This is a genomic window from Rathayibacter sp. AY1C6, from assembly GCF_002931535.1.
Lineage (GTDB): Bacteria > Actinomycetota > Actinomycetes > Actinomycetales > Microbacteriaceae > Rathayibacter.
The window spans coordinates 34,998-59,490 of record NZ_PSWC01000020.1 but is presented as its reverse complement, the minus strand read 5'-3'; the positions used below and the strand labels follow the sequence as shown (position 1 = coordinate 59,490).

Sequence of the window (24,493 nt, the reverse complement as noted above, 5' to 3'; positions counted from 1 at the left end):
GAGATGTCGGTTGTTGTCGTTCTGCTACCCGCCGCCTCGACGTCGCATCCGCGTGGCCGCCCTCTCGGGTCGAGCCTCCGCGATGCCGTCTCGGCACTGCCTGGCAGTGTCCCCCTCCGAGCAGCACGCCGCCCGAGAGGAAATTTTGAACTAGAAGAGTCTCCCACAGATGCCCCACCCCTGCAACCCGGGCGTGTCGCGCCGGAGGGCTCCTCCGCGAGCACGTCGTGACGGCCCTGGGGAGCCGGTCGGTCCGAGCAGCAGCGCGGGTCGGAGCGCCTCCCCCGCTACTCGAAGAGCAGCGCCCGGACGGCGGTCTCGGCCGACGCGGGGCGCGACGCGTCGATGGTCTCGCCGGCGCGGAAGTGGTCCAGCAGCCGCGGGTCGACGTAGCTGGCGCGGGCGACCGTCGGCGTGTTCCCGAGCACGTCCGAGGCGTCGCGCATCGCCTGGGCGATCGCGGAGTTCCGAGCGCGCTGCGTGGCCTGCGGGCCCGACTTCGCCAGGCTCAGCGCGGCCGCGACCGTGCCGTGCAGAGTGCGGAAGTCCTTCGCCGTGAAGTCGTCGCCGGCGCGCTCGCGCACGTAGTCGTTGATCTCGGGCGCCGAGACCGGCCGCCACTCCCGCCCGTCCTTCCAGGCGAGCAGGCGGGCGTTCGGCCCGCGACGCTTGAGAGCACGGACGACGCGCGAGAGGTCGTGGTCGAGGATCTCGCTCGTCCACGCCTGATGGCTCTTCCCGGGGAAGGCGAGGGCGACCCGGTCCCCGTGGGTCGTGGCGTGCGCGCACAGGAGCGTCGAGAGGCCGATGCTGCCGTGCTCCTTCGCGTACCTCTCGCTGCCGACGCGGAGCGACCCGGTGTCGAGCATCCGGAAGGCGGTGGCCAGCGCGCGCTCGCGGCTGGGTCCGTCCGAGCGGAGGGCGATGGTCACGGCCCGGCGCGCCCCGGGCAGGGCCTCCGCGAGCCGCAGCGCCCGGTCGAACTTGATCCGGTCCTTCTGCTCGCGCCAGGTCGGATGGTAGATGTACTGGCGGCGGCCGGCGGAGTCGACACCGGTGGCCTGGATGTGCCCGTTGGGGTACGGGGCGATCCAGACGTCCGTCCAGGCCGGCGGGATGCCGAGACGGTCGAAGCGCGCGCGCAGCTCCTTGTCGGCGACGGTCGCGCCCTTCGGGTCGCGGTAGCTGAAGCCGGAGCCCGCGCGCACCCGGGTGTAGCCGCGCCCGCTCGAATCGGTCCTGCGGAGTCGTCGCGCGCGAGTGTCAGCCATCGATCCGACGATAGGACGGCGGATCCGAGGCCCGCACCCGCTTGACGGCGGGGACGAGCAGTCGGTCGGCAGCCGCTACTCGTTGCCGATCCGCTTGTCGGCCTGGCGCTTCAGGTCCTCGATGCGGTCGTCGTACTTGCCGTTGGTGAGGCGGCTGGCGATCTCGCCCGCCTTCTCGAGGGTCTGGTCGGAGACCTGCTCGGCCTTCTCGCTCCGCAGCGCGTCCTGGGCCTTCCGGCTGTTGAGCAGTTCGCCGGCCTGGCGTCCGAGCTTCCCGAGATCCACGATGATGCCTCCTTGTAAACGCGCACAGGGCGGCGCGTGCCTCAGTGTGGCGCTCCCGGCTGGGGGAACGGTGCGGGCGCGCCGGTCAGCCGGCCAGTGCGATCACCTGCTCCGCTGCGTCTGCCAGGGCGCGGCCGTAGGACGGACCGTGACCGGCGGCGTGAACGGCGAGCGGGTGCAGCTGGTGGAGTGGCACCCGCTCCTCGTAGCCGGCCCCCAGCGGATGCTGCTCGCGGTAGCCCTCGAGGACGGCGTCGAGGTGCGGAGCACCGAAGAGGGCCAGCATCGCCAGATCGGTCTCGCGGTGTCCCCCGTGAGCGGCGGGGTCGATCAGGACGGCGCCGTCCGCCGTCCAGAGCACGTTGCCGGTCCAGAGGTCCCCGTGGATCCGGGCGGGCCCCGCACCGTCGTCGAAGGCTCCGGCCGTCACCCGGCCCAGAGCCTGCTCGACGAGCCGCGACTCGGCTGCCGTGAGGTTGCCCGCCTCCACGGCGGGGCTGAGGAACGGCCGCACCCGCTGCTCCGCGTAGAAGCGCCCCCACGAGTCGTCCGGGCGGCACGGCATCCCGCGGCGGCCGATGTAGGCGGGGCCGGTCCATCCCGGGGGCGGCGTTCCGAACGCCGCGGCTCCGGCGTCGTGCGTCCGGGCGAGCGCGGCGCCGAGAGCCCGAGCCGGCTCGGCCGAGGGACGCACGGAGCGGATCTCCTCCAGCTCGATGCGCCCGGGCGACACCCTCTCCACCCCGACACAGCGCGCACCGCCGTCCGCCTCGCGCAGCCAGTCCAGGCCGGCCGCCTCCCACTCGAAGAACTGCGGGAGGGCACGGGGGTCGCTCTTCACGAAGGGCATGCCGCCACGCTAGCCGGGCGTCCCCGGGAACGACGAGAGGGGCCGCCCACCGAAGCGGACGACCCCTCTCGAGAGATCAGTAGGACGGACCTACTTGATGATCTTGGTGACCGTACCGGCACCCACGGTGCGTCCACCCTCACGGATGGCGAAGCCGAGGCCCTCCTCCATGGCGATCGGCTGGATCAGCGCGACCGTCATGTCGGTGGTGTCGCCGGGCATGACCATCTCGGTGCCCTCGGGCAGCGTGATGACGCCGGTGACGTCGGTGGTGCGGAAGTAGAACTGCGGACGGTAGTTCGCGTAGAACGGGTTGTGACGCCCACCCTCATCCTTGGACAGGATGTACGCGGTGCCCTCGAAGTCCGTGTGCGGCGTGACCGAACCCGGCTTGACGACGACCTGGCCGCGCTCGACGTCCTCGCGCTTGGTGCCGCGAAGGAGCAGACCGCAGTTCTCGCCGGCCCAGGCCTCGTCGAGCTGCTTGTGGAACATCTCGATTCCGGTGACCGTGGTCTTCTGCGTCGGGCGGATGCCGACGATCTCGACCTCGGAGTTCAGAGCAAGGGTTCCACGCTCCGCACGGCCGGTGACGACGGTTCCACGACCGGTGATCGTGAAGACGTCCTCGATCGGCATGAGGAACGGCTTGTCCTTGTCGCGCACCGGGTCCGGGATGGACTCGTCGACCGCGTCCATCAGGTCGAGGATCGACTGGGTCCAGGTGTCGTCGCCCTCGAGGGCCTTGAGGCCGGAGACGCGCACGACGGGGGCGTCGTCGCCGGGGAAGCCCTGCGACGAGAGGAGCTCGCGGACCTCGAGCTCGACGAGCTCCAGGATCTCCTCGTCGTCCACCATGTCGGCCTTGTTCAGCGCGACGAGGAGGTAGGGGACGCCGACCTGCTTGGCGAGGAGGACGTGCTCACGGGTCTGAGCCATCGGGCCGTCGGTGGCGGCGACCACGAGGATCGCGCCGTCCATCTGGGCCGCGCCGGTGATCATGTTCTTGATGTAGTCGGCGTGACCCGGAGCGTCGACGTGCGCGTAGTGGCGCTTCGGCGTCTCGTACTCGACGTGCGAGATGTTGATCGTGATGCCGCGCTGGCGCTCCTCGGGAGCGGAGTCGATCGACGCGAAGTCACGCTGGACGTTGGTCGCGGACGGGAACTTGTCCGCCAGAACCTTCGAGATCGCCGCGGTGAGCGTGGTCTTTCCGTGGTCGACGTGACCGATGGTTCCGATGTTGACGTGCGGCTTGGTCCGCTCGAACTTGGCCTTAGCCACTGTGGGTCCTCCTCAGGACTTAGGTGCAAGCATCCGCATCCGGGCGGCCGCACGGGGCGGCACGAGGACAGGAGGACTTGCGGGGGTTTTGTGTACGTATGTTACCGGCAGTGGTCGTGCGGCCGTCCCGCTGCGACAGGGGGCGCGCTGCACTCGGCAGCAAACCCGCACGACACTACCAGGCCGCCGCCGTTCCGGGGAACGGCGACGGCCCAGGGGCGGAGCTACTCGCCCTTGTTCTTCTGGACGATCTCCTCGGCCACGGCCTTGGGGACCTCGGCGTAGGTCTCGAACGTCATCGAGTAGACGGCGCGGCCCGAGGTCTTCGAGCGCAGGTCTCCGATGTAGCCGAACATCTCGGACAGCGGGACGTTGGCCCGGATGACCTTGATGCCGGTGGCGTCCTCCATCGACTGGATCATCCCGCGACGCGAGTTGATGTCGCCGATGACGTCGCCCATGTACTCCTCGGGAGTACGGACCTCGACGGCCATGAGCGGCTCGAGGAGGACCGGCTGCGCCTTGCGCGAGGCCTCCTTGAACGCGATCGAGCCGGCGATCTTGAACGCCATCTCGGAGGAGTCGACGTCGTGCGCCGCTCCGTCGACCAGGGTCGCCTTCACGCCGACCATGGGGTAGCCGGCGAGCACGCCGACCTGCATGGCGTCGCGGATGCCCGCGTCGACGGAGGGGATGTACTCGCGCGGGACGCGGCCACCGGTGACGCCGTTGACGAACTCGTAGGTCTTGTCGGCCTCGACCTCCATCGGCTCGATGGTGATCTGGACCTTCGCGAACTGGCCGGAGCCACCCGTCTGCTTCTTGTGGGTGTAGTCGTACTTCTCGACCGTGCGGCGGATCGTCTCGCGGTACGCGACCTGGGGCTTGCCCACGTTGGCCTCGACGTTGAACTCGCGCTTCATGCGGTCGACCAGGATGTCGAGGTGCAGCTCGCCCATTCCCTTGATGACCGTCTGACCGGTCTCCTGGTTCTGCTCCGTGCGGAAGGTGGGGTCCTCCTCCGCGAGCTTCTGGATCGCGGTACCGAGCTTCTCCTGGTCCGCCTTCGTCTTGGGCTCGATGGCGACCTCGATGACGGGCTCCGGGAAGGTCATCGACTCGAGCACGACCTGCGCGGCCGGGTCGCTCAGGGTGTCACCGGTGGTGGTGTCCTTGAGGCCGATGACGGCGTAGATGTGGCCGGCGGTGACCGAGTCGACCGGGTTCTCCTTGTTGGAGTGCATCTGGAAGATCTTGCCGATGCGCTCCTTCTTGCCCTTGGTCGAGTTGATGACCTGGGCGCCGGAGTCGAGCTTGCCCGAGTAGACGCGGACGTAGGTCAGGCGACCGAAGAACGGGTGCACGGCGACCTTGAACGCGAGCGCCGAGAAGGGCTCGGTCGAGTCCGCGTGGCGCATGATGACCTTCTCCTCGTCGCGGACGTCGTGCGCCTCGATGGCGGGGACGTCGAGCGGGGAGGGGAGGTAGTCCACGACAGCGTCGAGCATCGGCTGGACGCCGCGGTTCTTGAACGCCGAGCCGCAGAGCACCGGGTAGATCTCGGAGTTGACGGTCATCTTGCGGATGGCGCCCTTGATCTCCGCGACGGTGAGCTCCTCGCCGCCGAAGTACTTCTCGAGCAGCTCGTCGGAGGTCTCCGCGACGGTCTCGAGGAGCTTCTCGCGGTACTCCGCCGCCTTGTCGGCGAGGTCGGCCGGGATCTCCTCGATCTCGTACTTCGCGCCGAGCGCGACGTCACCCTTCGAGTCGCCGCGCCACGTGAGCGCGCGCATCTCGACCAGGTCGACGACGCCCTCGAAGGAGGACTCCGCGCCGATGGGCAGCTGGATGACCAGCGGCTTCGCGCCGAGGCGCTTGATGATCGTGTCGACCGTGTAGTAGAAGTCGGCGCCGAGCTTGTCCATCTTGTTGACGAAGCAGATGCGCGGGACGTCGTACTTGTCGGCCTGACGCCAGACGGTCTCGGACTGGGGCTCGACGCCCTCCTTGCCGTCGAAGACGGCGACGGCGCCGTCGAGGACGCGGAGCGAGCGCTCGACCTCGACCGTGAAGTCGACGTGACCGGGGGTGTCGATGATGTTGATCTGGTTCTTGTTCCAGAAGCAGGTCGTCGCGGCGGACGTGATCGTGATGCCGCGCTCCTGCTCCTGCGCCATCCAGTCCATCGTCGCGGCGCCGTCGTGGACCTCGCCGATCTTGTGCGTGATACCCGTGTAGAACAGGATGCGCTCGGTGGTGGTGGTCTTGCCGGCATCGATGTGGGCCATGATGCCGATGTTGCGGACCTTGTTCAGGTCGGTGAGCACATCTTGTGCCACGGAGTTCCTCCGATAGGTGATGGAGCCAGCGCACCGGGTTCATGGCCGAATGGCTGGGATTCTGGTGGTGGCGGTCGCCCGGTCGCGGGGATCGGGCGATCCGCCGCCGGGACCGGGCCCGCAGCGGTGACGCCGCGGGCCCGGTGGTCGCGGTCGCCCGGAGGCGGCCGCGGGGTGCGCTACCAGCGGTAGTGCGCGAAGGCCTTGTTCGACTCGGCCATCTTGTGGGTGTCCTCGCGACGCTTGACAGCGGCGCCCAGACCGTTCGACGCGTCGAGGATCTCGTTCATGAGACGCTCGGTCATCGTCTTCTCGCGACGGGCCTTCGCGTAGCTGGTGAGCCAGCGGAGCGCGAGGGTGTTGGCGCGGTGGGGCTTGACTTCGACCGGGACCTGGTAGGTCGAGCCACCGACGCGGCGGCTGCGGACCTCGAGGGTCGGGCGGACGTTGTCGAGCGCCTTCTTGAGGGTGACGACCGCGTCCTGGCCGTTCTTGCCGGCGACGCCCTCGAGGGCACCGTAGACGATGCGCTCGGCGAGGCCCTTCTTGCCGTCCAGGAGGATCTTGTTGACGAGCTGGCTGACGATGGGGGCGCCGTAGACGGGGTCTGCGACGACGGGGCGCTTGGGAGCGGGGCCCTTACGAGGCATTACTTCTTCTCCATCTTCGCGCCGTACCGGCTGCGAGCCTGCTTGCGGTTCTTGACGGCCTGGGTGTCCAGGGCGCCGCGAACGATCTTGTAGCGGACACCGGGGAGGTCCTTGACGCGACCGCCGCGCACGAGCACCATCGAGTGCTCCTGCAGGTTGTGGCCCTCGCCGGGGATGTAGGCGGTGACCTCGGTGCCGTTGGAGAGCTTCACGCGGGCCACCTTGCGGAGGGCCGAGTTCGGCTTCTTGGGCGTGGTCGTGTAGACGCGCGTGCAGACGCCGCGCTGCTGGGGGTTGGCCTTCAGGGCGGGCGCCTTGGTCTTGGTGACCTTCGGCGTGCGTCCCTTGCGGACCAACTGCTGAATCGTTGGCACTGGTTTTGCTCCTTGAATGCTGCACGGTGACAGCGGATCGATGGTCGACATTCGGCCCTCCCGTCTCCGGGAACGGCCGAGTTCATCTGGACCCGACGCACCCCGCGGCCCCGCGAGCGGGACCGGGAGGGTGAGGGGTATGCCGTGGGGGCCGCCCGATCGGACGAACCCGCGGATCCTCGCGGACCCGGTGGAGCGAAGTGCGGCGACCGCATCGACCCGGAGGCACGACACGAGCGCACGGCAAAGCGCACACCCGAAGAATATTACGGGGAGTGACGGGGCCGGTCAACCGAGCGGCGTTCGCCCTGGGAGATGCCGCAGCGCCGCGCTGAGCCGCGCCGGGACTCCGTCGTCACTCCCGCTCGTCGCCCTCCCAGCCCCAGTGGGGGCTGCGGCCGCCGGCGTCGCGACGGGCCAGGAGCAGGAGGAACACGAGCTGGACGGCGGCCGCGAGCACGCCGGTCGCGATCGCGAAGACAGTGGGCGCGTGGTCGAGGATCCAGCCGAGGATCTCCCCCGGCTCCTGGCGGCCGAGCCCGTAGAGCGCTCCGCCGGTGACGAGGAAGAGCAGGTAGACGACGACCCCGGTCAGCAGCGACGGGCCGAGGACGCGGTGGACGGCGGGACGGGCGGCGAGGGTCACCATCGCGACCAGCACGGCGACGACGCAGACCGCCACCGACACCGGCCCCAGCAGCGGACCGGCGTCGCGCTCGGGCACGACGTCCTGGTCCAGCAGGAGGCTGAGGACCCCGAACGCGCAGACGACCAGGGCGAGGTAGAGGAACGCGGCGAAGCCGGCCAGCGCGAGGCCGTAGCCCAGGCCGGCTCCGCGGCCCTGCCCCTGCCCCTCCGGAGTCACGACTGCGCGGCCGCTTCGCGCTCGGCGTTGCGGCGCTTGACGCCCCGGGCACGGCCCGCGATCGCGGCGCCGCCCCAGACGCTCGCCTCCCGGCCGAGGACGCCGGCGGCGAGGACCGCCGCGAGTACGGCGGGATCGCGGACGTAGTCGAGCGCGAGGGAGCGGTCGATCGGCAGGGCGAGCGGTCCGACGGCGCTCCAGCCGCCGACCAGCGCGGCCGCGGCCGTGAGGAGGGCGACGAGGAAGCCGCCGAGGACGTAGGCCCACCAGCCCGCGCGGTTCACGACCAGCACGATCAGCGCCAGGCCGACGAGGAACGCGGCCACCGGGGCGAGGAAGAGCGCGGTCGGCGCAGCGTCGAGCGCGAGGGCGACCGGGTCGCCGCCGACGCGGTCGACCAGCAGGCGGATCGCCGTCAGGGCGACGAGGTACAGGACGGCGAAGACCGCGGTCGTCAGTAGGGCGAGCGCGAGGCCCGCGAGGCGGTTGCCGGAGCGCCGGACCGGCTCGGGCTCGGCCTCGACCGGCCCGAGGGCGCTGGGGGCTGACGCCGCGACGGCCGGGGCGACGGGCTCGACGGTCGGCTGCCGGCCCGTCACGGGTTCGGGCCAGACGTACTCCCGGGTCGGCTGGGGTCCGGTTCCGCCGGACGTCTCGGTCGCGGAGGGGATCCGCGTGGTCTCGGCGTCGCTGCTCCAGGTCACCCGGACAGCATAGGCACGCCTTCCGCCGCGCCCGGTGCGCCGCGCGGCTCCCCGTCGACGGGGGACAGCGCCGACCGTCTACTCGAGCGGGTGGAGGAGGCGGTGCAGGAACTGCCGGGTGCGAGTCTCTCGCGGCTCCCGGAGGATCTGCGCAGGGGCGCCCCGCTCGACGACCACGCCGTCGGCCATGAAGACGACCTCCGAGGCCACCTGCCGGGCGAACTCGAGCTCGTGCGTCACGACGAGCATGGTCCAGCCCTCCCCCGCCAGCTCCCGCATCAGCGAGAGCACGTCGCCGACCAGCTCCGGGTCCAGCGCCGAGGTGGGCTCGTCGAAGAGGAGCAGATCGGGCCGCAGCGCGAGCGCCCGGACGATGCCCACGCGCTGCTGCTGACCGCCGGAGAGCTCGAAGGGGTAGGCGCTCCCCCGGCCGCCGAGGCCGACGCGCTCGAGCAGGCGCTCCGCCTCCGGGACCACCTCGGACGCGGGACGGCGCTGCACTCGCAGAGGCCCCTCCGTCACGTTCTGGAGGACGGTCAGGTGCGGGAAGAGGTTGAAGTGCTGGAAGACCATCGCGGAGTGGTCGCGCAGCCCGGTCAGCGCCTTCCGTCCGACGCCGCGGTCGAAGTCGAGGACGCTGCCGTCGGCGAGCTCGACCACCCCGCCGTCCGGCACCTCGAGGCTGTTCAGCGAGCGCAGGACGGTGGTCTTGCCCGAGCCGGACGGCCCGATCAGGGCGACGACCTCGCCGCGATGGACCTCCAGGTCGATGCCGCGCAGCACCTCCACTCCGCCGAACGACTTGCGGAGGCCGCGGGCCGTGAGCACGGGCCGGGCGTCGGTCGGAGTGTCAGCGGGCGACATAGCGGTCCAATCGCTTCTCGAGCAGGCCCTGGCCGCTGGAGAGCACCAGGCAGATGAGCCAGTAGATCAGAGCGGCCTCGAGGTAGAGGAGCATGAACTCGCTCGACGCGGTGGCGATCTTCTGCGCCTGCCGGAAGAGCTCGGTCACCAGGATGAGGGAGGCCAGCGAGGTGTCCTTCACCAGCGAGATGAAGGTGTTCGACAGCGGCGGGACGGAGACGCGCGCGGCCTGCGGGAGGATGATGCGCCGCAGCGAGAGCGAGCGGCTCATGCCGATCGTGTGCGCCGCCTCCCACTGCCCCTTCGGGACGCTGAGGATCGCCGCGCGGATCACCTCCGCCGCGTAGCCGCCCACGTTGAGGGCGAACGCGATGGTGGCGCTGGGCCAGGGGTCGATCTTCAGTCCGAGGCTCGGCAGCCCGTAGAAGATCACGAACAGCTGCACCAGGAGCGGCGTGCCCCGGATGACGGAGATGTAGGCGCGCGCGATCCAGGAGAGGATCCGCACCCGCGAGAGCCGCATCAGGGCGACCGCCAGCGCGAGCACGAGCCCGATGGCGAAGCTCGCCAGCGCGAGCGGGATCGTCCCGACGATGCCCCCGGAGAGGATCGGCCAGAACGACCGGAGGACGAGGTCCATTGTGTTCTCCCGCCTTCGCGGGAGGATCCGCGGTCGGCTCGATCGGGTGGTGGCGTCGGGGGCGGATCATGTCCGCCTCCTGGGGAATGCTGGCACGCTTCGCGCCGGGGCGGGCGCCCTTGCGGGCAGACCCGCTGCGTGAGCCGCTCCGCCGCTCCCCCGCGACGGGACCGCTCACGCACGAAACGGCCCCTCCCGGAAGGGGAGGAGCCGTCTCGAGGTGGGGCTACTGGGAGACGTCGGCTCCGAAGTAGCGCTCGGAAATGGAGGCGAGGGTGCCGTCCTCGCGCAGCTCGTCGAGGGCGGAGTCGACGGCCTCGACGAGGTCGTCCGAGCCCTTCGGGAAGGTGAAGGCGCTCTCGGAGGTGTCGTCGGTGGTGACGGCGACCTTGAGGCCCGCGGCCTGGTCGGGGTAGGTCGTGGACCAGTCGAGCCAGGTGAGGCGGTCGTTCACGGTCGCGTCGACGCGGCCCTGCTCGACGAGGGCGATAGCCTGCGCCCAGCCCTCGACGCCCTCGACCTCGGCGCCGTTCTCCTGCGCGACGGTGTACCAGTTGCTCGAGAGCGACTGCGCGGTGGTCTTGCCGGAGAGGCCGGCGAGGTCGGTGATCGAGGTGTCGCTCGAGGGGACGATCACGACGCCGGGGCTGACCGAGTACGGCTCCGAGAAGTCGTACTTCGCCTCGCGCTCGTCGTTGATCGAGACCTGGTTCGCGATCACGTCGAAGCGCGCTCCGTCCAGGCCCGCGAACATGGCGTCCCACTGCGTCTCCTGGAAGTCGGGCTCGACGCCCAGCTTCTCGGCCACGGCGGTGATCACGTCGACGTCGTAGCCGGTGAGAGCTCCGGTCCCGCCGTCGGCGTGGAAGGAGAAGGGCGGGTAGGTGCCCTCGGTGCCGATGGTGAGCTTCCCCGACTCCTCGACCTCGGCCAGGGTCAGGCCGGAGCTCGCGGAGGCGGTGCCCTCGCCGCTCGAGCCGGAGACCACGTCGTCGGTCGAGGCGGGCGCGCAGCCGGCGAGGACCAGGGCGGCGGCGGCGGCGGTCGTGCCGAGCAGGACGCGCAGGGAGGTGCGGGCGGAGAGGGTCACGGTGTTGTCCTTCGGTGCATCACGGAGTCGTGGCGGTCCCGCTGCGCCGGATGCGGCGCGGGGATCGACGAGGGGACGGGTCGTCCCGGGGCGGACCGCTGCTCGGCGGAACCGCCCGGAGTGACGATAACCAGTGGAGGGGGCGGCCCTATTCCCGGATGTCGCCGTGTGACGCCGGGAGTCCGGCCAGGAAGTGCTCGGCACCGGCGACCTCGTCGCTCGTGAGGCCCGCCGCCGACTCCGGACGCACCAGGTGGAAGGGGGTGCTCTGCTCGCGGGCCCAGTCGTAGGCGTCCTCGTGGAGGTTGTCGTCGATCCACACCACGGCGTCGATCGCGCCGCGCTCGGCGGCCGCCTCCAGCCACACCGCGACGGGCTGGAGCTTGCCCGTCCGGCCCGGGAACCGCGGGTCGCGCGGGAGGCCGCCGTCGAAGACGATCGCCTCCGTGCCCGCCGGCAGCCCGAGGTCCTGGGCGAGGACCCGCGTCAAGCGCGGCGGCCAGGTCGTGGCCCACACGATCGTGCCGACCGCGGCCAGGCGGGCGACGAGCGCCGCCCGCTCCGGCTCGAGCTCCAGGCGGTGCGAGCCCGAGGCGCGATCGCTGCGGACGGAGGGGTTCAGGACGCCGTCGACGTCGAGCAGGATCAGGGCGGCCATGCCTGTCACCGTAGCGGCGGCGGGGCGGATCGCGCGAGGAGCGCTAGCGTGACGGGATGCCTCCGTCCCTCCTGCTGCCGGGAGGCCGCACAGCTGTGCTGGGGCCGGATCCCGTGCGGCCGGAGGCGCTGCTGCTCACGGTCGACGGCGCGGAGCAGTCGCTGATCGATCCGGGCGATCCCCGTGCTCTGCACCTCGAGTACCTCGCGCGCCTCGGCGCGGTGGTCGACGCCGCCGCCCCGCCCGGCGAGCCGCTGCGCGTGCTGCACCTCGGAGCCGGAGCCCTGGCCCTGGCCCGGTACGTCGCCGCGACCCGGCCGGGCTCCGAGCAGCTCGCGGTGGAGAGCGCGGCGGGACTCGTGGAGTTCGTGCTCGAGCACGCGCCGCTCCCCCGCGGCGCGCGCGTCCGGCTCCTCACGGCCGACGCCGCAGGGCCCCTGCCGCCCTGGAGCGCCGACCTCGTCGTGCTCGACGTCTACGACGGGGACGAGATACCGGAGGCGTTCTACCGCGCGTCCGTCCTCGCTCCGCTCGCCGCCCGGGTCGGCGCCGACGGGCTCCTCGCGGTCAATGTCGCCGACGACGCCGACCACCGGAGGCTGGACCGCCTGCGCGGGGTCGTCCGGGAGCTGCTCCCGGTCACCGCCGCGGTCGGATCGACGGCCTTCGTCGAGGGGCGCACCGGCGGGAACGCGATCCTGCTCGCCTCAGGCTCGGCGCTCGCCGACCACGTCGCCGGCCGCCTGCTGCGCGCCGGCCCGCACCCGGTCTCCGCCGCGGCGGATGGCGACGTCGTGGTCGCCGAGGTGGCGGTAGAAGTCGACCCGTGAGTCGAGAGTGACGCCGGTCTCGAGGTACTTGGCGCGGATCCGCTTGATGTAGGTGCGGACGGTGTGCTCGGCGACGCTGAGGTCGACTGCCACGGTGCGGACCGCGGCACCCGCTCCGTAGGCGCGCATCACACGGCTCTCCTGCGGGCTCAGCACCGGGCGGCGCTCCTCGCGCCCGTGCACGAGCCGGTGGCGGGCGGTGTCCGAGATCCAGGTCCGGCCGGAGGCGACCGAGACGACCGCCGCCGCGAGCTCGCTGGGGTCGTCGCCCTTCCAGACGTAGGCCGCCCTCTCCCGTCGCAGCACGGCCCGCACCGGCTCCAGGGAGTCGGAGGAGGAGAGCACGACGAGGCCGACGGTCCGGGCCGCCGCACGCTCGAGGGTGTCGGCCACCTCCTCGCCGGGCACGCCGTCCAGGTCGAGGACCGCGATGCGGTCGACGCCCTCCTCGTCGTGGGAGAACTGCGGCAGCAGCTGCGCGAGCAGCGCCTGCAGCGCGGCGCGCTCGATCGCTGGTCCGTCGACGACGGCCAGCGTGAACCGATCGAATCCGGTCACGGGGGTCCCCTAGCAGGGGCAGGTTCGGGTCCGCCCCGGCTGCACCGTAGCGGTCCGCGACGTCGTCGTGCACGTGATGGGACATTCCGTCTCAGTGGGAGGACGCCCCCAGAGCACTCCGGATCGGCTCACGGAGCGCGTGGAGGACCACCCGCGGCACCGTCTCCGGCTAGTGTCCCTCTCCATGGACGACAGCGCAGAGGGCTCCCGGCGGGCCCGGAGGATCCCCGCGGAGCAGGTCCGCAGCCGCATGATCGCCACGGCGCGCGACGTCGTCTCCGACCACGGCCTCACGGTGAGCTTCGCGCACCTGCCCATGGAGGAGTACATCCGCCTGGCCGGCGTGCCGCGCAGCTCCGTCTACCGGATCTGGAGCACGCGCGAAGAGTTCGTGGCCGACCTGGTCGGCGAGGTCTTCGTGCGGGACCGGTACGCGGAGGGCGCCGATCCCGAGGCCCAGCAGGAGATGCGCGAGGTCTACGAGCGCTCCACCGATCTGCTCTCCACGGCCGCCGGCCGCCGCCGGGTCGCCTGGGAGACCATCCGCATCGGCGCGCGGGCCAATGCCGAGTCGCTCCGCCGCTCCGCCGACTGGTCGTCGTACAACGCGCTGCTCGCCTGCACCTTCTCGATGGAGGAGGGGCCTGCACGCGACGCCGTGCGCGCCACGGCGAAGCGGATCGAGGGCATGCTCACGCGCCGGATGCGCGACTTCTACGAGGAGACGCTGCAGGTCTTCGGCGGGACGATGCGCCCGGGATTCACGACGCTCCAGCTCGCCCACCTCACCGCGATCGTGATCGACGGGCTCGCCCACCGCGGCCGGCTCCTCGACGACGACCTCGACACTCCGGTGACCGCCCCCGGCCTCGACGGCGAGCCGGTCGAGTGGACCCTGGCGGCCTGGACGATCCGCTCGATCGTCGACGGGATGCTGGAGCCGGTCGCGGAGGACTGAGCGGACCTCGCGACCCGGATCACTCGTCCGGTTCGGTGAACCCGTCGATCAGCAGCAGCACCGACACCACCGCCAGCGACGGTCCGTCGGGATCGGCCGGGTCGAGCGGGCCGGTCACCAGCTCCGGTGCCGCGATCCGCGCGATGCACAGACCCTCGATCAGGGCCGAGACGGCGGAGGCGAGAGCGGCGGCGCCGCGGTCCGGGCGCAGCCGGAGCCCCGCCTCGGCGAGGGTGTGCTCGTAGTACTTCGCCATGTTGTCGATGAAGTGCAGCTGGCGGGACCGCAGAGCGGATCCGATGGCGGTCCGCGCCGGCTCCTCGTGCGAGCCCACCGCGCCGGCGAGAGCGATGAAGTTGCGCCAGTGCTGCGACGAGAAGACGTTGTCGACGTTCGCGTCGACGGCGACCCGGACGGAGGCGATCAGGGCCTCGCGGCGCTGCGCCGGGGTCGGCTCGGGGTCGAGGCTGCGGTGGAGGTGGGAGTTCCCGGCCCGCAGGGACGGCTGGTCGAGGCGGGTGGCGAGGACCCGCTCCGGGATCGCGGCGATCAGCTCGTCGTAGAACGACTGGCGAGTGGGCCAGATCCGGTACACGGTGCTGCGCGGAACACCCGCCGAGCGGATGACGTCCTCGAGGGGCAGGTGGGCGACTCCGACGCGCAGGCCCTCGGCGCGGACGACCGCGAGAGCGGCGTCCAGCAGGCGGGTGCGGACCTGCTCGCGGGTCAGGCGGGGAGGACGCGCCGCCTCCTCCGCATCGAGGGGGTCGTCGCTCATCAGGCCTCCGGCGCCGGGATGCACGGAGGAGCCTCCGACATCTACTGTCCAGCCGAGCGTACCCGGAGGGAGCGCGGAACGTGAGAGGAGATCGGAGACGGGCGCGGCCCGCGCATGCGGCTCGGGTGCCGCGCGGGCCGCGCTGCCTGTCCCCCAGGCGGCCTCCCCATGGGCCGGTCCGACCGTATGCTTCCCGACAGACGTCCGTCAACTGACGCGACATGGTGTCTCCTCGGCGGTGTCCGCCGACCCGTCACTACGACCGCCTCCGGGACTCCTCCGCCGCCGGGAGCGCCCTCGCCGCGGTCTGCGCTCGAGAGGCGTGCGGAGCGGACAGCTCGCCCGCGACGACGTCCGACACGACGCCGGTGGCGTGCTCGACGAGGTCGAGGTTCCGGGTCAGCCGCGCGTGGTGGCACGGGCTCGCGTCGACGTCGACCACGAGCTTCGCGAAGCGCAGAGCATCGCCGAGCCGCGCGAACGGCGAGAGCTCGGCGACGAGGGACGGCACGTCCGCCGCGGCGAGGTAGGTGTAGCGGCAGGTCGAGACCACGTAGTCGTCGACTCCGGCCGTCGCCGATCCGGTCGCGACCATGATGTCGCCGAGGTCGACCGGCGCGGTGGCGAGGCCGAGCGCCACCGCGGCGGTCACCTGGATGTCACCCACCAGCGCCGTCACGTGCACGCCGGCGGGCCAGGGCGGCAGGGAGCCGAGCTCGGTCGATCCCGTCCGCAGGCCCTTGCCCGCCGCCGAGGCGAGGGCGTCGATCATCGGCACTCCCGTGCACTCCCCCGCGTACTCGGCGTCCTCCGAGACGGCGTCCCCGCAGGAGGCGAGCATCGCCGAGACGCTCAGCCGGCTCTGCGGGTCCAGTCCTGCGATCACCGCGGGGCTGACCTGGCCGGAGTCGTCGACCATCCGTCCGAGGCGCTCCGCGACGTCGGATCCCGTGTTCGGGGTGCCGAAGGTGAGGACGGACGAGACCATCGAGGCGACGGCGGTCCCGTCGACCGAGCCGCTCAGCGCCTGGCGGGCGGCGAGCCCTCCCATCGAGTGCGCGACGACGACGGCGCGGTGCCCGGTCGCGGAGACGAGGCAGGCGATCGAGGAGGCGAGCGCGTCGCTGATCCCCGGGTCGGTGACCCAGCGCGCGGCGAGCCGGCGGTAGTCGAAGGTGTAGACCGCGGCGCCGTCGATCTGCTGCAGCCGGCCGAGGAGGGACGTCTCGGGAGCGTCGAGCGGAGCGGTCGCCGACTCCGACGACACCATGTCGACGAGATGGGAGAAGGCCCCTGTGCGGTCGGCGTCGTGCGTCGCCGTGCCCAGCCAGCCGTGCAGCATCACGATGGGGACCAGCGCGGCGGCGGAGCGCGGCCGGACGTCGTCGCCCGCGAGCACGGGAGCCAGCTCCGCGACGCCGCAGGACGAGGGTGCGACCGCCTCTGCCGCCTCCGCCCGCACCGCGGGCACCACGACGACGCCGACCACCACGAGCAGTGCGGCCAGCACGACGATCACGAGTCTCATCCGCGCGTTTCCTCACGTGCCGCGACCAGGACGGGGAACGGGTACAGGCTCGACCCGACGAGCACCCATCGAGTCAATCACCCCGCTCCTGCGGGGAAGGCCGCTCGTCGCGAACGGGCGGCCCCCCGTGCGGGTGACCGCGGGTCGGGGATGACGAAGGCCCCGCCGGTGTCCCGACGGGGCCTTCGATCGTTCAGCTCACCTGGATCAGCTGTAGTTGCCCGGCTCGTAGCCGTCGCTCGAGAACGAGTCGAAGTCGACGAACGAGAGGTCGGCGTCGCTGAACGCGGCGTCGTCGGCGAAGATGCGGTTGGGGTACCGCTCGGCCTTCGCCTCCTCGGTCGCCTCGACCGACACGTTCCGGTACTTGGGCAGACCGGTTCCCGCCGGGATCAGCTTTCCGATGATCACGTTCTCCTTCAGGCCCATCAGCGGGTCGCGCTTGCCCTCCATGGCCGCCTGCGTGAGGACGCGGGTGGTCTCCTGGAAGGACGCGGCCGACAGCCACGACTCGGTCGCGAGCGAGGCCTTGGTGATGCCCATGACCTCCTGGCGGGCGGACGCGGTCCGCTTGCCCTCGGTCAGAGCCGCACGGTTGACCTCGCTGTAGCGCGAGCGGTCGACGAGCTCGCCCGGCAGCAGCTCCGTGTCGCCGTGGTCGACCACGGTGACCTTGCGGAGCATCTGACGCACGATGACCTCGATGTGCTTGTCGTGGATCGGCACACCCTGCGAGCGGTAGACGCCCTGGACGCCGCCCACCAGGTGCTTCTGGACCTCGCGGACGCCCAGCACGCGCAGGACCTCCTTGGGGTCGACCGTTCCGACGTGCAGCTGCTGCCCGAGCTCGACGTGCTGGCCGTCCTCGACGAGGAGCTGCGAGCGCTTGAGCACCGGGTAGATGACCGCCTCGTCGCCGTTGTCCGGCTGGAGGATGACGCGGCGGGCACGGTCGGTGTCCTCGATGGTGATCCGGCCGGCGGCCTCCGCGATCGGCGACGCGCCCTTGGGGGTGCGGGCCTCGAAGAGCTCCTGCACGCGGGGAAGACCCTGCGTGATGTCGTCGGCCGAGGCCGATCCACCGGTGTGGAAGGTGCGCATCGTGAGCTGCGTGCCGGGCTCGCCGATCGACTGGGCCGCGATGATGCCGACGGCCTCTCCGATGTCGACGAGCTTGCCGGTGGCGAGCGAGCGGCCGTAGCAGGCCGCGCAGACGCCGACGGCGGACTCGCAGGTCAGGACGGAGCGCACCTTGATGTGGCGCACGCCCGCTCCGACCAGCTTCTCGATGAGCACGTCGCCCACGTCCTCGCCGGCCTCGGCGACGAGCTCGCCGGCCTCGTTCGACGCCGGGGTGGCGAGCGAACGGGCGTAGACGGAGTTCTCGACGTTGGAGTCCTTGATCCAGGCGCCGGTGGCGTCCTGGAGCATGATCGGCAGGTCGAGGCCCTTCGAGGTGCCGCAGTCCTCCTCGCGGATGATGACGTCCTGCGAGACGTCGACGAGTCGACGCGTCAGGTAGCCCGAGTCCGCGGTGCGGAGCGCGGTGTCGGCCAGGCCCTTGCGGGCACCGTGCGTGGCGATGAAGTACTCGGCGACCGACAGGCCCTCGCGGTACGAGGAGATGATCGGTCGGGCGATGATCTCGCCCTTCGGGTTGTTCACCAGGCCTCGCATGCCGGCGATGTTGCGCACCTGCAGCCAGTTGCCGCGGGCACCGGAGGTGACCATGCGGTTGATGGTGTTGTCCGTCGGGAAGTTCGCGCGCATGGCCTTGGCGACCTCGTCGGTCGCCTCGGTCCAGATCTTCACGAGCTCCTGGCGGCGCTCGGCCTGAGTGGTCAGACCCTTGTCGTACTCGGACTCGACCTTCGCGGCCTTCTTCTCGTAGCCCGCGATGATCTCGGGCTTCGACGGAGGCGTGAGGATGTCGGACAGCGCCACGGTGACACCCGAGCGGGTGGCCCAGTAGAAGCCGGCGTCCTTGATCCGGTCGAGGGAGGCGGCGACCTCCACCTTCGGGTAGCGCTCCGCGAGGTCGTTGACGATCCCGGAGATGGTCGTCTTGTCGGCGACCTGCTCGAAGTAGGGGTAGTCGACCGGCAGCGCCTCGTTGAAGAGGGCGCGGCCGAGCGTGGTCTCGAGGAGGACCGGCGCGGTGACCTTGCCGTTCTCGTCGATCTCGACGCCCTCGGGTGCCTGACCCTGCGCGAAGTACACGTCCGACATGCGGATCCTGACCTTCGAGTTCAGGTGCAGCGAGCCCTGGTCCTTCGCGAGGATCGCCTCCGAGACGGAGGAGAACGCGCGGCCCTCGCCGGCGGCGCCCTCGCGGATCGTCGTCAGGTGGTGGAGGCCGATGATCATGTCCTGCGTGGGCAGGGTGACCGGACGGCCGTCCGAGGGCTTGAGGATGTTGTTCGACGCGAGCATCAGGATGCGCGCCTCGGCCTGGGCCTCGACGGACAGCGGCAGGTGGACGGCCATCTGGTCGCCGTCGAAGTCCGCGTTGAACGCGGCGCAGACGAGCGGGTGCAGCTGGATCGCCTTGCCCTCGACCAGCTGGGGCTCGAAGGCCTGGATGCCGAGACGGTGCAGCGTGGGCGCACGGTTCAGCAGGACGGGGCGCTCGCGGATGATCTCCTCGAGCACGTCCCACACCTGCGGGCGCGAGCGCTCCACCATGCGCTTGGCGGCCTTGATGTTCTGCGCGTGCGACAGGTCGATCAGGCGCTTGATCACGAACGGCTTGAACAGCTCCAGCGCCATCTGCTTGGGCAGACCGCACTGGTGCAGCTTGAGCTGCGGGCCGACGATGATGACCGAGCGTCCCGAGTAGTCGACGCGCTTGCCCAGCAGGTTCTGGCGGAAGCGACCCTGCTTTCCCTTGAGCATGTCGCTCAGGGACTTGAGGGCGCGGTTGCCGGTTCCGGTGACGGGGCGGCCGCGGCGGCCGTTGTCGAAGAGGGCGTCGACCGCCTCCTGGAGCATGCGCTTCTCGTTGTTCACGATGATCTCGGGGGCACCGAGGTCGAGCAGGCGGCGGAGTCGGTTGTTGCGGTTGATCACGCGACGGTAGAGGTCGTTCAGGTCGCTGGTCGCGAACCGGCCTCCGTCGAGCTGCACCATCGGGCGCAGCTCCGGCGGGATGACCGGGACGACGTCGAGGACCATCGCGGCCGGCGAGTTGCCGGTGGCGAGGAACGAGTTGACGACGCGCAGGCGCTTGATGGCGCGGATCTTCTTCTGACCCTTGCCCTCGGCGATCTGCAGGTGCAGCGTCTCGGCCTCGGCCTGGAGGTCGAACTGCTCGAGGCGCTTCTTGATCGCCTCGGCGCCCATGTAGGCCTCGAAGTAGACGCCGTACCGGTCGACGAGCTCGTTGAAGACCGCGTCCTCGGGCTTGAGGTCGCCGACCTTGAGGGTGCGGAACTGCTCCCACACGCTCTCGAGCCGCGCGATGTCCTCGTCGAAGGACTTGCGGATCTGGCCCATCTCCTTCTCGGCGCCGTCCTTGGTGCGGCGCTTCTGGTCGCTCTTGGCGCCCTCCGCCTCCAGGGCGGCGAGGTCGGTCTCCAGGCGCGCCAGGCGGTCCGCGATGCGGGAGTCGCGCTGGTCCGAGAGGGTCTTGATCTCGAGCCGGAGCTCGTTCTCGAGCCCGGGCATGTCGGCGTGACGGCCGTCGTCGTCCACGTCGATGATCATGTACGCCGCGAAGTAGATGACCTTCTCGAGGTCCTTCGGCGCCATGTCCAGCAGGTATCCGAGGCGCGAGGGGACGCCCTTGAAGTACCAGATGTGGGTGACGGGGGCGGCGAGCTCGATGTGGCCCATCCGCTCGCGGCGGACCGAGGACTTGGTGACCTCGACGCCGCAGCGCTCGCAGACGATGCCCTTGAAGCGGACTCGCTTGTACTTGCCGCAGGAGCACTCCCAGTCGCGAGAGGGTCCGAAGATCTGCTCGCCGAACAGGCCGTCCTTCTCGGGCTTCAGGGTGCGGTAGTTGATGGTCTCGGGCTTCTTCACTTCACCGTGCGACCAGCGACGGATGTCATCGGCCGTTGCGAGGCCGATGCGCAGCTCATCGAAAGTGGTTACGTCGAGCAATGTTTTCTCCTTGTCGGAAAACAGGGTGTCTCGTCAGAGACGGGAGGTCGTCAGATGCTGGCGCGGATCAGATGTCGTCGACGGAGGACGACTCGAACCGGGAGGAGATGTTGATGCCGAGCTCTTCCGCGGCGCGGTAGACCTCGTCATCGGTGTCGCGCAGGCTGACCGCGGTGCCGTCGGCCGAGAGGACCTCGACGTTCAGGCACAGGGACTGCATCTCCTTGATGAGGACCTTGAAGGACTCCGGGATGCCGGGCTCCTGGATGTTCTCGCCCTTGACGATGGCCTCGTACACCTTCACGCGGCCGAGGATGTCGTCCGACTTGATGGTGAGGAGCTCCTGGAGGGCGTAGGCGGCGCCGTACGCCTCGAGGGCCCACACCTCCATCTCGCCGAAGCGCTGTCCGCCGAACTGCGCCTTACCACCGAGCGGCTGCTGGGTGATCATCGAGTACGGGCCCGTCGAGCGCGCGTGGATCTTGTCGTCGACGAGGTGGTGCAGCTTCAGGATGTACATGTAGCCGACCGAGACCGGGTCCGGGAAGGGCTCCCCGGAGCGGCCGTCGAACAGCTGCGTCTTGCCGGACGAGCCGATCAGGCGCTCTCCGTCGCGCGTCGGGGTGGTGGAGTCGAGGAGCCCTGCGAGCTCCTCCTCAGCCGCGCCGTCGAAGACGGGGGTCGCGACCTTGGTGCCGGGCGCCGCCTCGCGGGCGTGCTCGGGCAGGCGCGCGGCCCACTCCGGCTGACCCTCGACCTTCCAGCCCTGCTTCGCGATCCACCCTAGGTGGATCTCGAGGACCTGGCCGAAGTTCATGCGGCCGGGGACGCCGAGCGGGTTGAGGACGATGTCGACCGGGGTGCCGTCGGCGAGGAACGGCATGTCTTCGACCGGCAGGATCTTCGAGATGACGCCCTTGTTGCCGTGGCGGCCGGCGAGCTTGTCGCCCTCGGTGATCTTGCGCTTCTGGGCGATGTAGACGACCACGCGCTGGTTGACGCCCGAGCCGAGCTCGTCGTCGCCGTCCTGCGCGTCGAACACCTTGACGCCGATGATCGTGCCCTGCTCGCCGTGGGGCACCTTCAGCGACGTGTCGCGGACCTCGCGGCTCTTCTCGTTGAAGATCGCGCGGAGCAGGCGCTCCTCGGCCGAGAGCTCGGTCTCGCCCTTGGGCGTGACCTTGCCGACGAGGATGTCGCCGGGGCGGACCTCGGCGCCGATGCGGATGATGCCGCGCTCGTCCAGGTCGGCCAGGAGCTCCGGGCTGACGTTGGGGAGGTCGCGGGTGATCTCCTCCTTGCCGAGCTTGGTGTCGCGGGCGTCGACCTCGTACTCCTCGATGTGGATCGAGGAGAGGACGTCGTCCTTCACCAGGTTCTGGCTGAGGATGATCGCGTCCTCGAAGTTGTGGCCCTCCCACGGCATGAACGCGACGAGCAGGTTCTTGCCCAGCGCGAGCTCGCCGTTCTCGGTGGCGGGGCCGTCGGCGACGACCTCGCCGACCTCGATGCGCTCGCCGGCCGAGACGACCACGCGGTTGTTGTACGAGGTGCCCTGGTTGGAGCGGTCGAACTTGCGGAGGAAGTAGGTCTGCGTGCCGCCCTCGTCCAGCTGGACGGTGACGGAGTCGGCGGAGACCTCCTGGACGACACCGGCCTTGTCGGCGGTGATGACGTCGCCGGCGTCGATGGCCGCGAAGCCCTCCATGCCGGTTCCGACGACGGGCGACTCGCTGCGCAGCAGCGGGACGGCCTGACGCTGCATGTTCGCGCCCATGAGCGCGCGGTTCGCGTCGTCGTGCTCGAGGAACGGGATCAGCGAGGTCGCGACCGAGACCATCTGGCGCGGCGAGACGTCCATGTAGTGGACGCGCTCGGCGTCGACGAGCTCGACCTCTCCGCCCTTGGGGCGGACGAGGACCTTGCCCTCCGCGAAGCGGAAGTCCTTCGTGAGGGGGGCGTTCGCCTGGGCGACCAGGTACTCGTCCTCCTCGGACGCGGTGAGGTAGTCGATCTGCGAGGTGACGGTGCCGTCGACGACCTTGCGGTACGGGGTCTCGATGAAGCCGAACGAGTTGATGCGCGCGAAGGACGCGAGCGATCCGATCAGGCCGATGTTCGGGCCTTCCGGGGTCTCGATCGGGCACATGCGGCCGTAGTGCGAGGGGTGGACGTCGCGGACCTCGACGCCGGCGCGCTCACGGGAGAGACCGCCGGGGCCGAGCGCCGACAGGCGGCGCTTGTGGGTCAGACCCGCGAGCGGGTTGTTCTGGTCCATGAACTGCGACAGCTGGCTGGTCCCGAAGAACTCCTTGATCGCGGCGACGACGGGGCGCACGTTGATCAGGGTCTGCGGGGTGATCGCCTCGATGTCCTGCGTGGTCATGCGCTCGCGGACGACGCGCTCCATGCGGGACAGTCCGGTGCGGACCTGGTTCTGGATCAGCTCGCCGACCGCGCGGATGCGGCGGTTGCCGAAGTGGTCGATGTCGTCGACGTCGAGACGCAGCTCGACCGGCTCGCCGTCGCGCACGCCGGGGAGGGCGGTGCGGCCGTCGTGCAGGGCGACCAGGTACTTGATGGTCGCGATGATGTCCTCGACCGTGAGCACCGAGTCGGACAGCGCCTTGTCGATGCCGAGCTTGCGGTTGATCTTGTAGCGGCCGACCTTCGCGAGGTCGTAGCGCTTGGAGTTGAAGTAGAAGTTGTCCAGCAGCGCGCGGGCGGCCTCGGCGGCGACCTGCTCGCCCGGACGGAGCTTGCGGTAGATGTCGCGGAGGGCGTCCTCCTTGGTGAGGATGTTGTCCTTCTCGAGGGTCAGCTCGATCGACTCGTAGCCGGCGAACTGCTCGAGGATCTCCTCGCTCGTCAGGCCGAGGGCCTTGAGGAACACGGTGACCGACTGCTTGCGCTTACGGTCGATGCGCACGCCGACCTGGTCGCGCTTGTCGATCTCGAACTCGAGCCAGGCTCCACGGCTCGGGATGACGCGGGCGGAGTAGATGTCCTTGTCGGACGTCTTCTCCTGCTGGCGCTCGAAGTAGACGCCGGGGCTGCGCACGAGCTGGGACACGACGACACGCTCGGTGCCGTTGATGATGAACGTGCCCTTCTCGGTCATCAGCGGGAAGTCGCCCATGAAGACCGTCTGGGTCTTGATCTCACCCGTGAGGTGGTTCATGAACTCGGCCTCGACGTACAGCGGAGCGGCATAGGTCTTGCCGCGCTCCTTGCACTCCTCGATCGTGTACTTCTCGGGCTCGAGGTACGGGTTCGTGAAGCTCAGCTGCATCGTCTCGCTGAGGTCCTCGATCGGGGAGATCTCCTCGAAGATCTCGTCGAGGCCGGAGTTGGCGGGGAGGTCCTCCCGGCCGGCGGCCTTCGCCTCGGCGACGCGGGTCTTCCACGCCTCCGAGCCGACGAGCCAGTCGAAGCTCTCGGTCTGCAGCGCGAGCAGATCCGGAACGGTCAGGGTGTCGCTGATCTTGGCGAACGAGAGACGCGAAGCTCCGCGTCCGTTCTTGGGTGAGGTGGTGGTCGCGGTGGACGCAGCAGCCAAGGAAGGAACCTCCGTAGACCCTCGCGGGTCTCAATCTGTGGGATGTGTGGAGTGGGCTCCCGCCGGACGGGCCGCCACCCCTGCCCGCACGCCGTGCGGACCGAGGCGACTCGGTCTTGGGGGCGGGGCTAGAGTGTGGCAACGGCATCCACCATCTGATGCCGGGTTCCGGTGACCTGCCGACCGCGATATGAGGGCATGGGTACTCGGGAGCGCAAAGTACGAATATAGCCGCATCGCGCCACGCCGCGCAAGTGCGGATGCTTGCGCCGCCCCGCGGGGTCCGGTATACGAGGCCACG

Annotated in this window: 19 protein-coding genes; 1 reads left to right on the top strand and 18 read right to left on the bottom strand. The window is 70.4% G+C overall.

Annotated features, from left to right (window positions below):
* Positions 1-287: 287 nt before the first annotated feature.
* The 14 genes from C5D36_RS12545 to C5D36_RS12480 form a co-directional block, all read right to left on the bottom strand.
* The gene (locus tag C5D36_RS12545; protein ID WP_104295966.1) at positions 288-1,271 is read right to left on the bottom strand and encodes a DNA topoisomerase IB; all 984 of its coding nucleotides are present in this window, start codon (positions 1,269-1,271) and stop codon (positions 288-290) included.
* Positions 1,272-1,346: 75 nt separating this feature from the next.
* Positions 1,347-1,556: an antitoxin gene (locus C5D36_RS12540; protein WP_159939075.1), complete on the bottom strand. Its 210-nt coding sequence runs from the start codon at positions 1,554-1,556 to the stop codon at positions 1,347-1,349.
* Between the two features lie 85 nt (positions 1,557-1,641).
* Positions 1,642-2,406, bottom strand: a complete 765-nt coding sequence (locus C5D36_RS12535) for a fructosamine kinase family protein (RefSeq protein ID WP_104295965.1) — start codon at positions 2,404-2,406, stop codon at positions 1,642-1,644.
* Between the two features lie 90 nt (positions 2,407-2,496).
* Positions 2,497-3,690: an elongation factor Tu gene (gene tuf / locus C5D36_RS12530; RefSeq protein WP_104224570.1), complete on the bottom strand. Its 1,194-nt coding sequence runs from the start codon at positions 3,688-3,690 to the stop codon at positions 2,497-2,499.
* 224 nt (positions 3,691-3,914) lie between these two features.
* Positions 3,915-6,029: an elongation factor G gene (fusA, locus tag C5D36_RS12525; protein ID WP_104224571.1), complete on the bottom strand. Its 2,115-nt coding sequence runs from the start codon at positions 6,027-6,029 to the stop codon at positions 3,915-3,917.
* Between the two features lie 179 nt (positions 6,030-6,208).
* On the bottom strand, positions 6,209-6,679 hold the full coding sequence (gene rpsG, locus C5D36_RS12520) for a 30S ribosomal protein S7 (RefSeq protein WP_068251443.1): 471 nt from the start codon (positions 6,677-6,679) through the stop codon (positions 6,209-6,211).
* Positions 6,679-7,053 carry a 30S ribosomal protein S12 gene (gene rpsL, locus C5D36_RS12515; protein WP_011186743.1) on the bottom strand — a complete coding sequence of 125 codons (375 nt, stop codon included), beginning with the start codon at positions 7,051-7,053 and terminating at the stop codon, positions 6,679-6,681. The genes rpsG and rpsL overlap by 1 nt, the downstream gene beginning before the upstream one ends.
* Positions 7,054-7,408: 355 nt before the next feature.
* Positions 7,409-7,918 carry a DUF6121 family protein gene (locus tag C5D36_RS12510; protein ID WP_104224572.1) on the bottom strand — a complete coding sequence of 170 codons (510 nt, stop codon included), beginning with the start codon at positions 7,916-7,918 and terminating at the stop codon, positions 7,409-7,411.
* Entirely contained in the window at positions 7,915-8,622 is a 708-nt protein-coding gene (locus C5D36_RS12505) for a hypothetical protein (RefSeq protein WP_104295964.1), read from the bottom strand. The genes C5D36_RS12510 and C5D36_RS12505 overlap by 4 nt, the downstream gene beginning before the upstream one ends.
* A 78-nt stretch (positions 8,623-8,700) precedes the next feature.
* A complete protein-coding gene (locus C5D36_RS12500; RefSeq protein ID WP_104273242.1) occupies positions 8,701-9,486 on the bottom strand; it encodes an amino acid ABC transporter ATP-binding protein in 786 nt (261 codons plus the stop codon).
* A complete protein-coding gene (locus C5D36_RS12495; RefSeq protein ID WP_104224574.1) occupies positions 9,473-10,126 on the bottom strand; it encodes an amino acid ABC transporter permease in 654 nt (217 codons plus the stop codon). The genes C5D36_RS12500 and C5D36_RS12495 overlap by 14 nt, the downstream gene beginning before the upstream one ends.
* 226 nt (positions 10,127-10,352) lie before the next feature.
* On the bottom strand, positions 10,353-11,216 hold the full coding sequence (locus C5D36_RS12490; protein ID WP_374953606.1) for an amino acid ABC transporter substrate-binding protein: 864 nt from the start codon (positions 11,214-11,216) through the stop codon (positions 10,353-10,355).
* A 148-nt stretch (positions 11,217-11,364) separates the two neighbouring features.
* On the bottom strand, positions 11,365-11,874 hold the full coding sequence (locus tag C5D36_RS12485) for an HAD domain-containing protein (RefSeq protein WP_104233923.1): 510 nt from the start codon (positions 11,872-11,874) through the stop codon (positions 11,365-11,367).
* 707 nt (positions 11,875-12,581) lie between these two features.
* Positions 12,582-13,262: a LuxR C-terminal-related transcriptional regulator gene (locus tag C5D36_RS12480; protein WP_104255699.1), complete on the bottom strand. Its 681-nt coding sequence runs from the start codon at positions 13,260-13,262 to the stop codon at positions 12,582-12,584.
* Positions 13,263-13,446: 184 nt separating this feature from the next.
* Between C5D36_RS12480 and C5D36_RS12475 the strand changes: the two genes are divergently transcribed.
* Complete coding sequence (locus C5D36_RS12475; RefSeq protein ID WP_146083740.1) at positions 13,447-14,220, top strand: TetR/AcrR family transcriptional regulator; 774 nt, start codon at positions 13,447-13,449, stop codon at positions 14,218-14,220.
* A 19-nt stretch (positions 14,221-14,239) separates the two neighbouring features.
* On the opposite strand, the gene C5D36_RS12470 is transcribed toward C5D36_RS12475, so the two are convergent.
* The 4 genes from C5D36_RS12470 to rpoB form a co-directional block, all read right to left on the bottom strand.
* Positions 14,240-14,998, bottom strand: coding sequence for a TetR/AcrR family transcriptional regulator (locus C5D36_RS12470; protein ID WP_104295963.1), 759 nt, complete (start codon positions 14,996-14,998; stop codon positions 14,240-14,242).
* A gap of 256 nt (positions 14,999-15,254) precedes the next feature.
* Positions 15,255-16,526 (bottom strand): triacylglycerol lipase, encoded by a 1,272-nt coding sequence (locus tag C5D36_RS12465; protein ID WP_104295962.1) that lies wholly within the window; start codon positions 16,524-16,526, stop codon positions 15,255-15,257.
* Between the two features lie 207 nt (positions 16,527-16,733).
* Positions 16,734-20,633 carry a DNA-directed RNA polymerase subunit beta' gene (locus C5D36_RS12460; RefSeq protein WP_104295961.1) on the bottom strand — a complete coding sequence of 1,300 codons (3,900 nt, stop codon included), beginning with the start codon at positions 20,631-20,633 and terminating at the stop codon, positions 16,734-16,736.
* A gap of 67 nt (positions 20,634-20,700) precedes the next feature.
* Positions 20,701-24,192: a DNA-directed RNA polymerase subunit beta gene (gene rpoB / locus C5D36_RS12455; RefSeq protein ID WP_104224581.1), complete on the bottom strand. Its 3,492-nt coding sequence runs from the start codon at positions 24,190-24,192 to the stop codon at positions 20,701-20,703.
* Between the last annotated feature and the right edge of the window lie 301 nt (positions 24,193-24,493).

Excerpts from the sequence above, each read along its gene's own strand:
- C5D36_RS12475 (WP_146083740.1), top strand. The coding sequence starts at position 13,447 with ATGGACGACAGCGCAGAGGGCTCCCGGCGGGCCCGGAGGATCCCCGCG.
- C5D36_RS12465 (WP_104295962.1), bottom strand. The coding sequence starts at position 16,526 with ATGAGACTCGTGATCGTCGTGCTGGCCGCACTGCTCGTGGTGGTCGGC.
- C5D36_RS12485 (WP_104233923.1), bottom strand. The coding sequence starts at position 11,874 with ATGGCCGCCCTGATCCTGCTCGACGTCGACGGCGTCCTGAACCCCTCC.
- C5D36_RS12545 (WP_104295966.1), bottom strand. The coding sequence starts at position 1,271 with ATGGCTGACACTCGCGCGCGACGACTCCGCAGGACCGATTCGAGCGGG.
- C5D36_RS12470 (WP_104295963.1), bottom strand. The coding sequence starts at position 14,998 with ATGAGCGACGACCCCCTCGATGCGGAGGAGGCGGCGCGTCCTCCCCGC.
- C5D36_RS12495 (WP_104224574.1), bottom strand. The coding sequence starts at position 10,126 with ATGGACCTCGTCCTCCGGTCGTTCTGGCCGATCCTCTCCGGGGGCATC.
- C5D36_RS12535 (WP_104295965.1), bottom strand. The coding sequence starts at position 2,406 with ATGCCCTTCGTGAAGAGCGACCCCCGTGCCCTCCCGCAGTTCTTCGAG.
- rpsG (WP_068251443.1), bottom strand. The coding sequence starts at position 6,679 with ATGCCTCGTAAGGGCCCCGCTCCCAAGCGCCCCGTCGTCGCAGACCCC.
- C5D36_RS12500 (WP_104273242.1), bottom strand. The coding sequence starts at position 9,486 with ATGTCGCCCGCTGACACTCCGACCGACGCCCGGCCCGTGCTCACGGCC.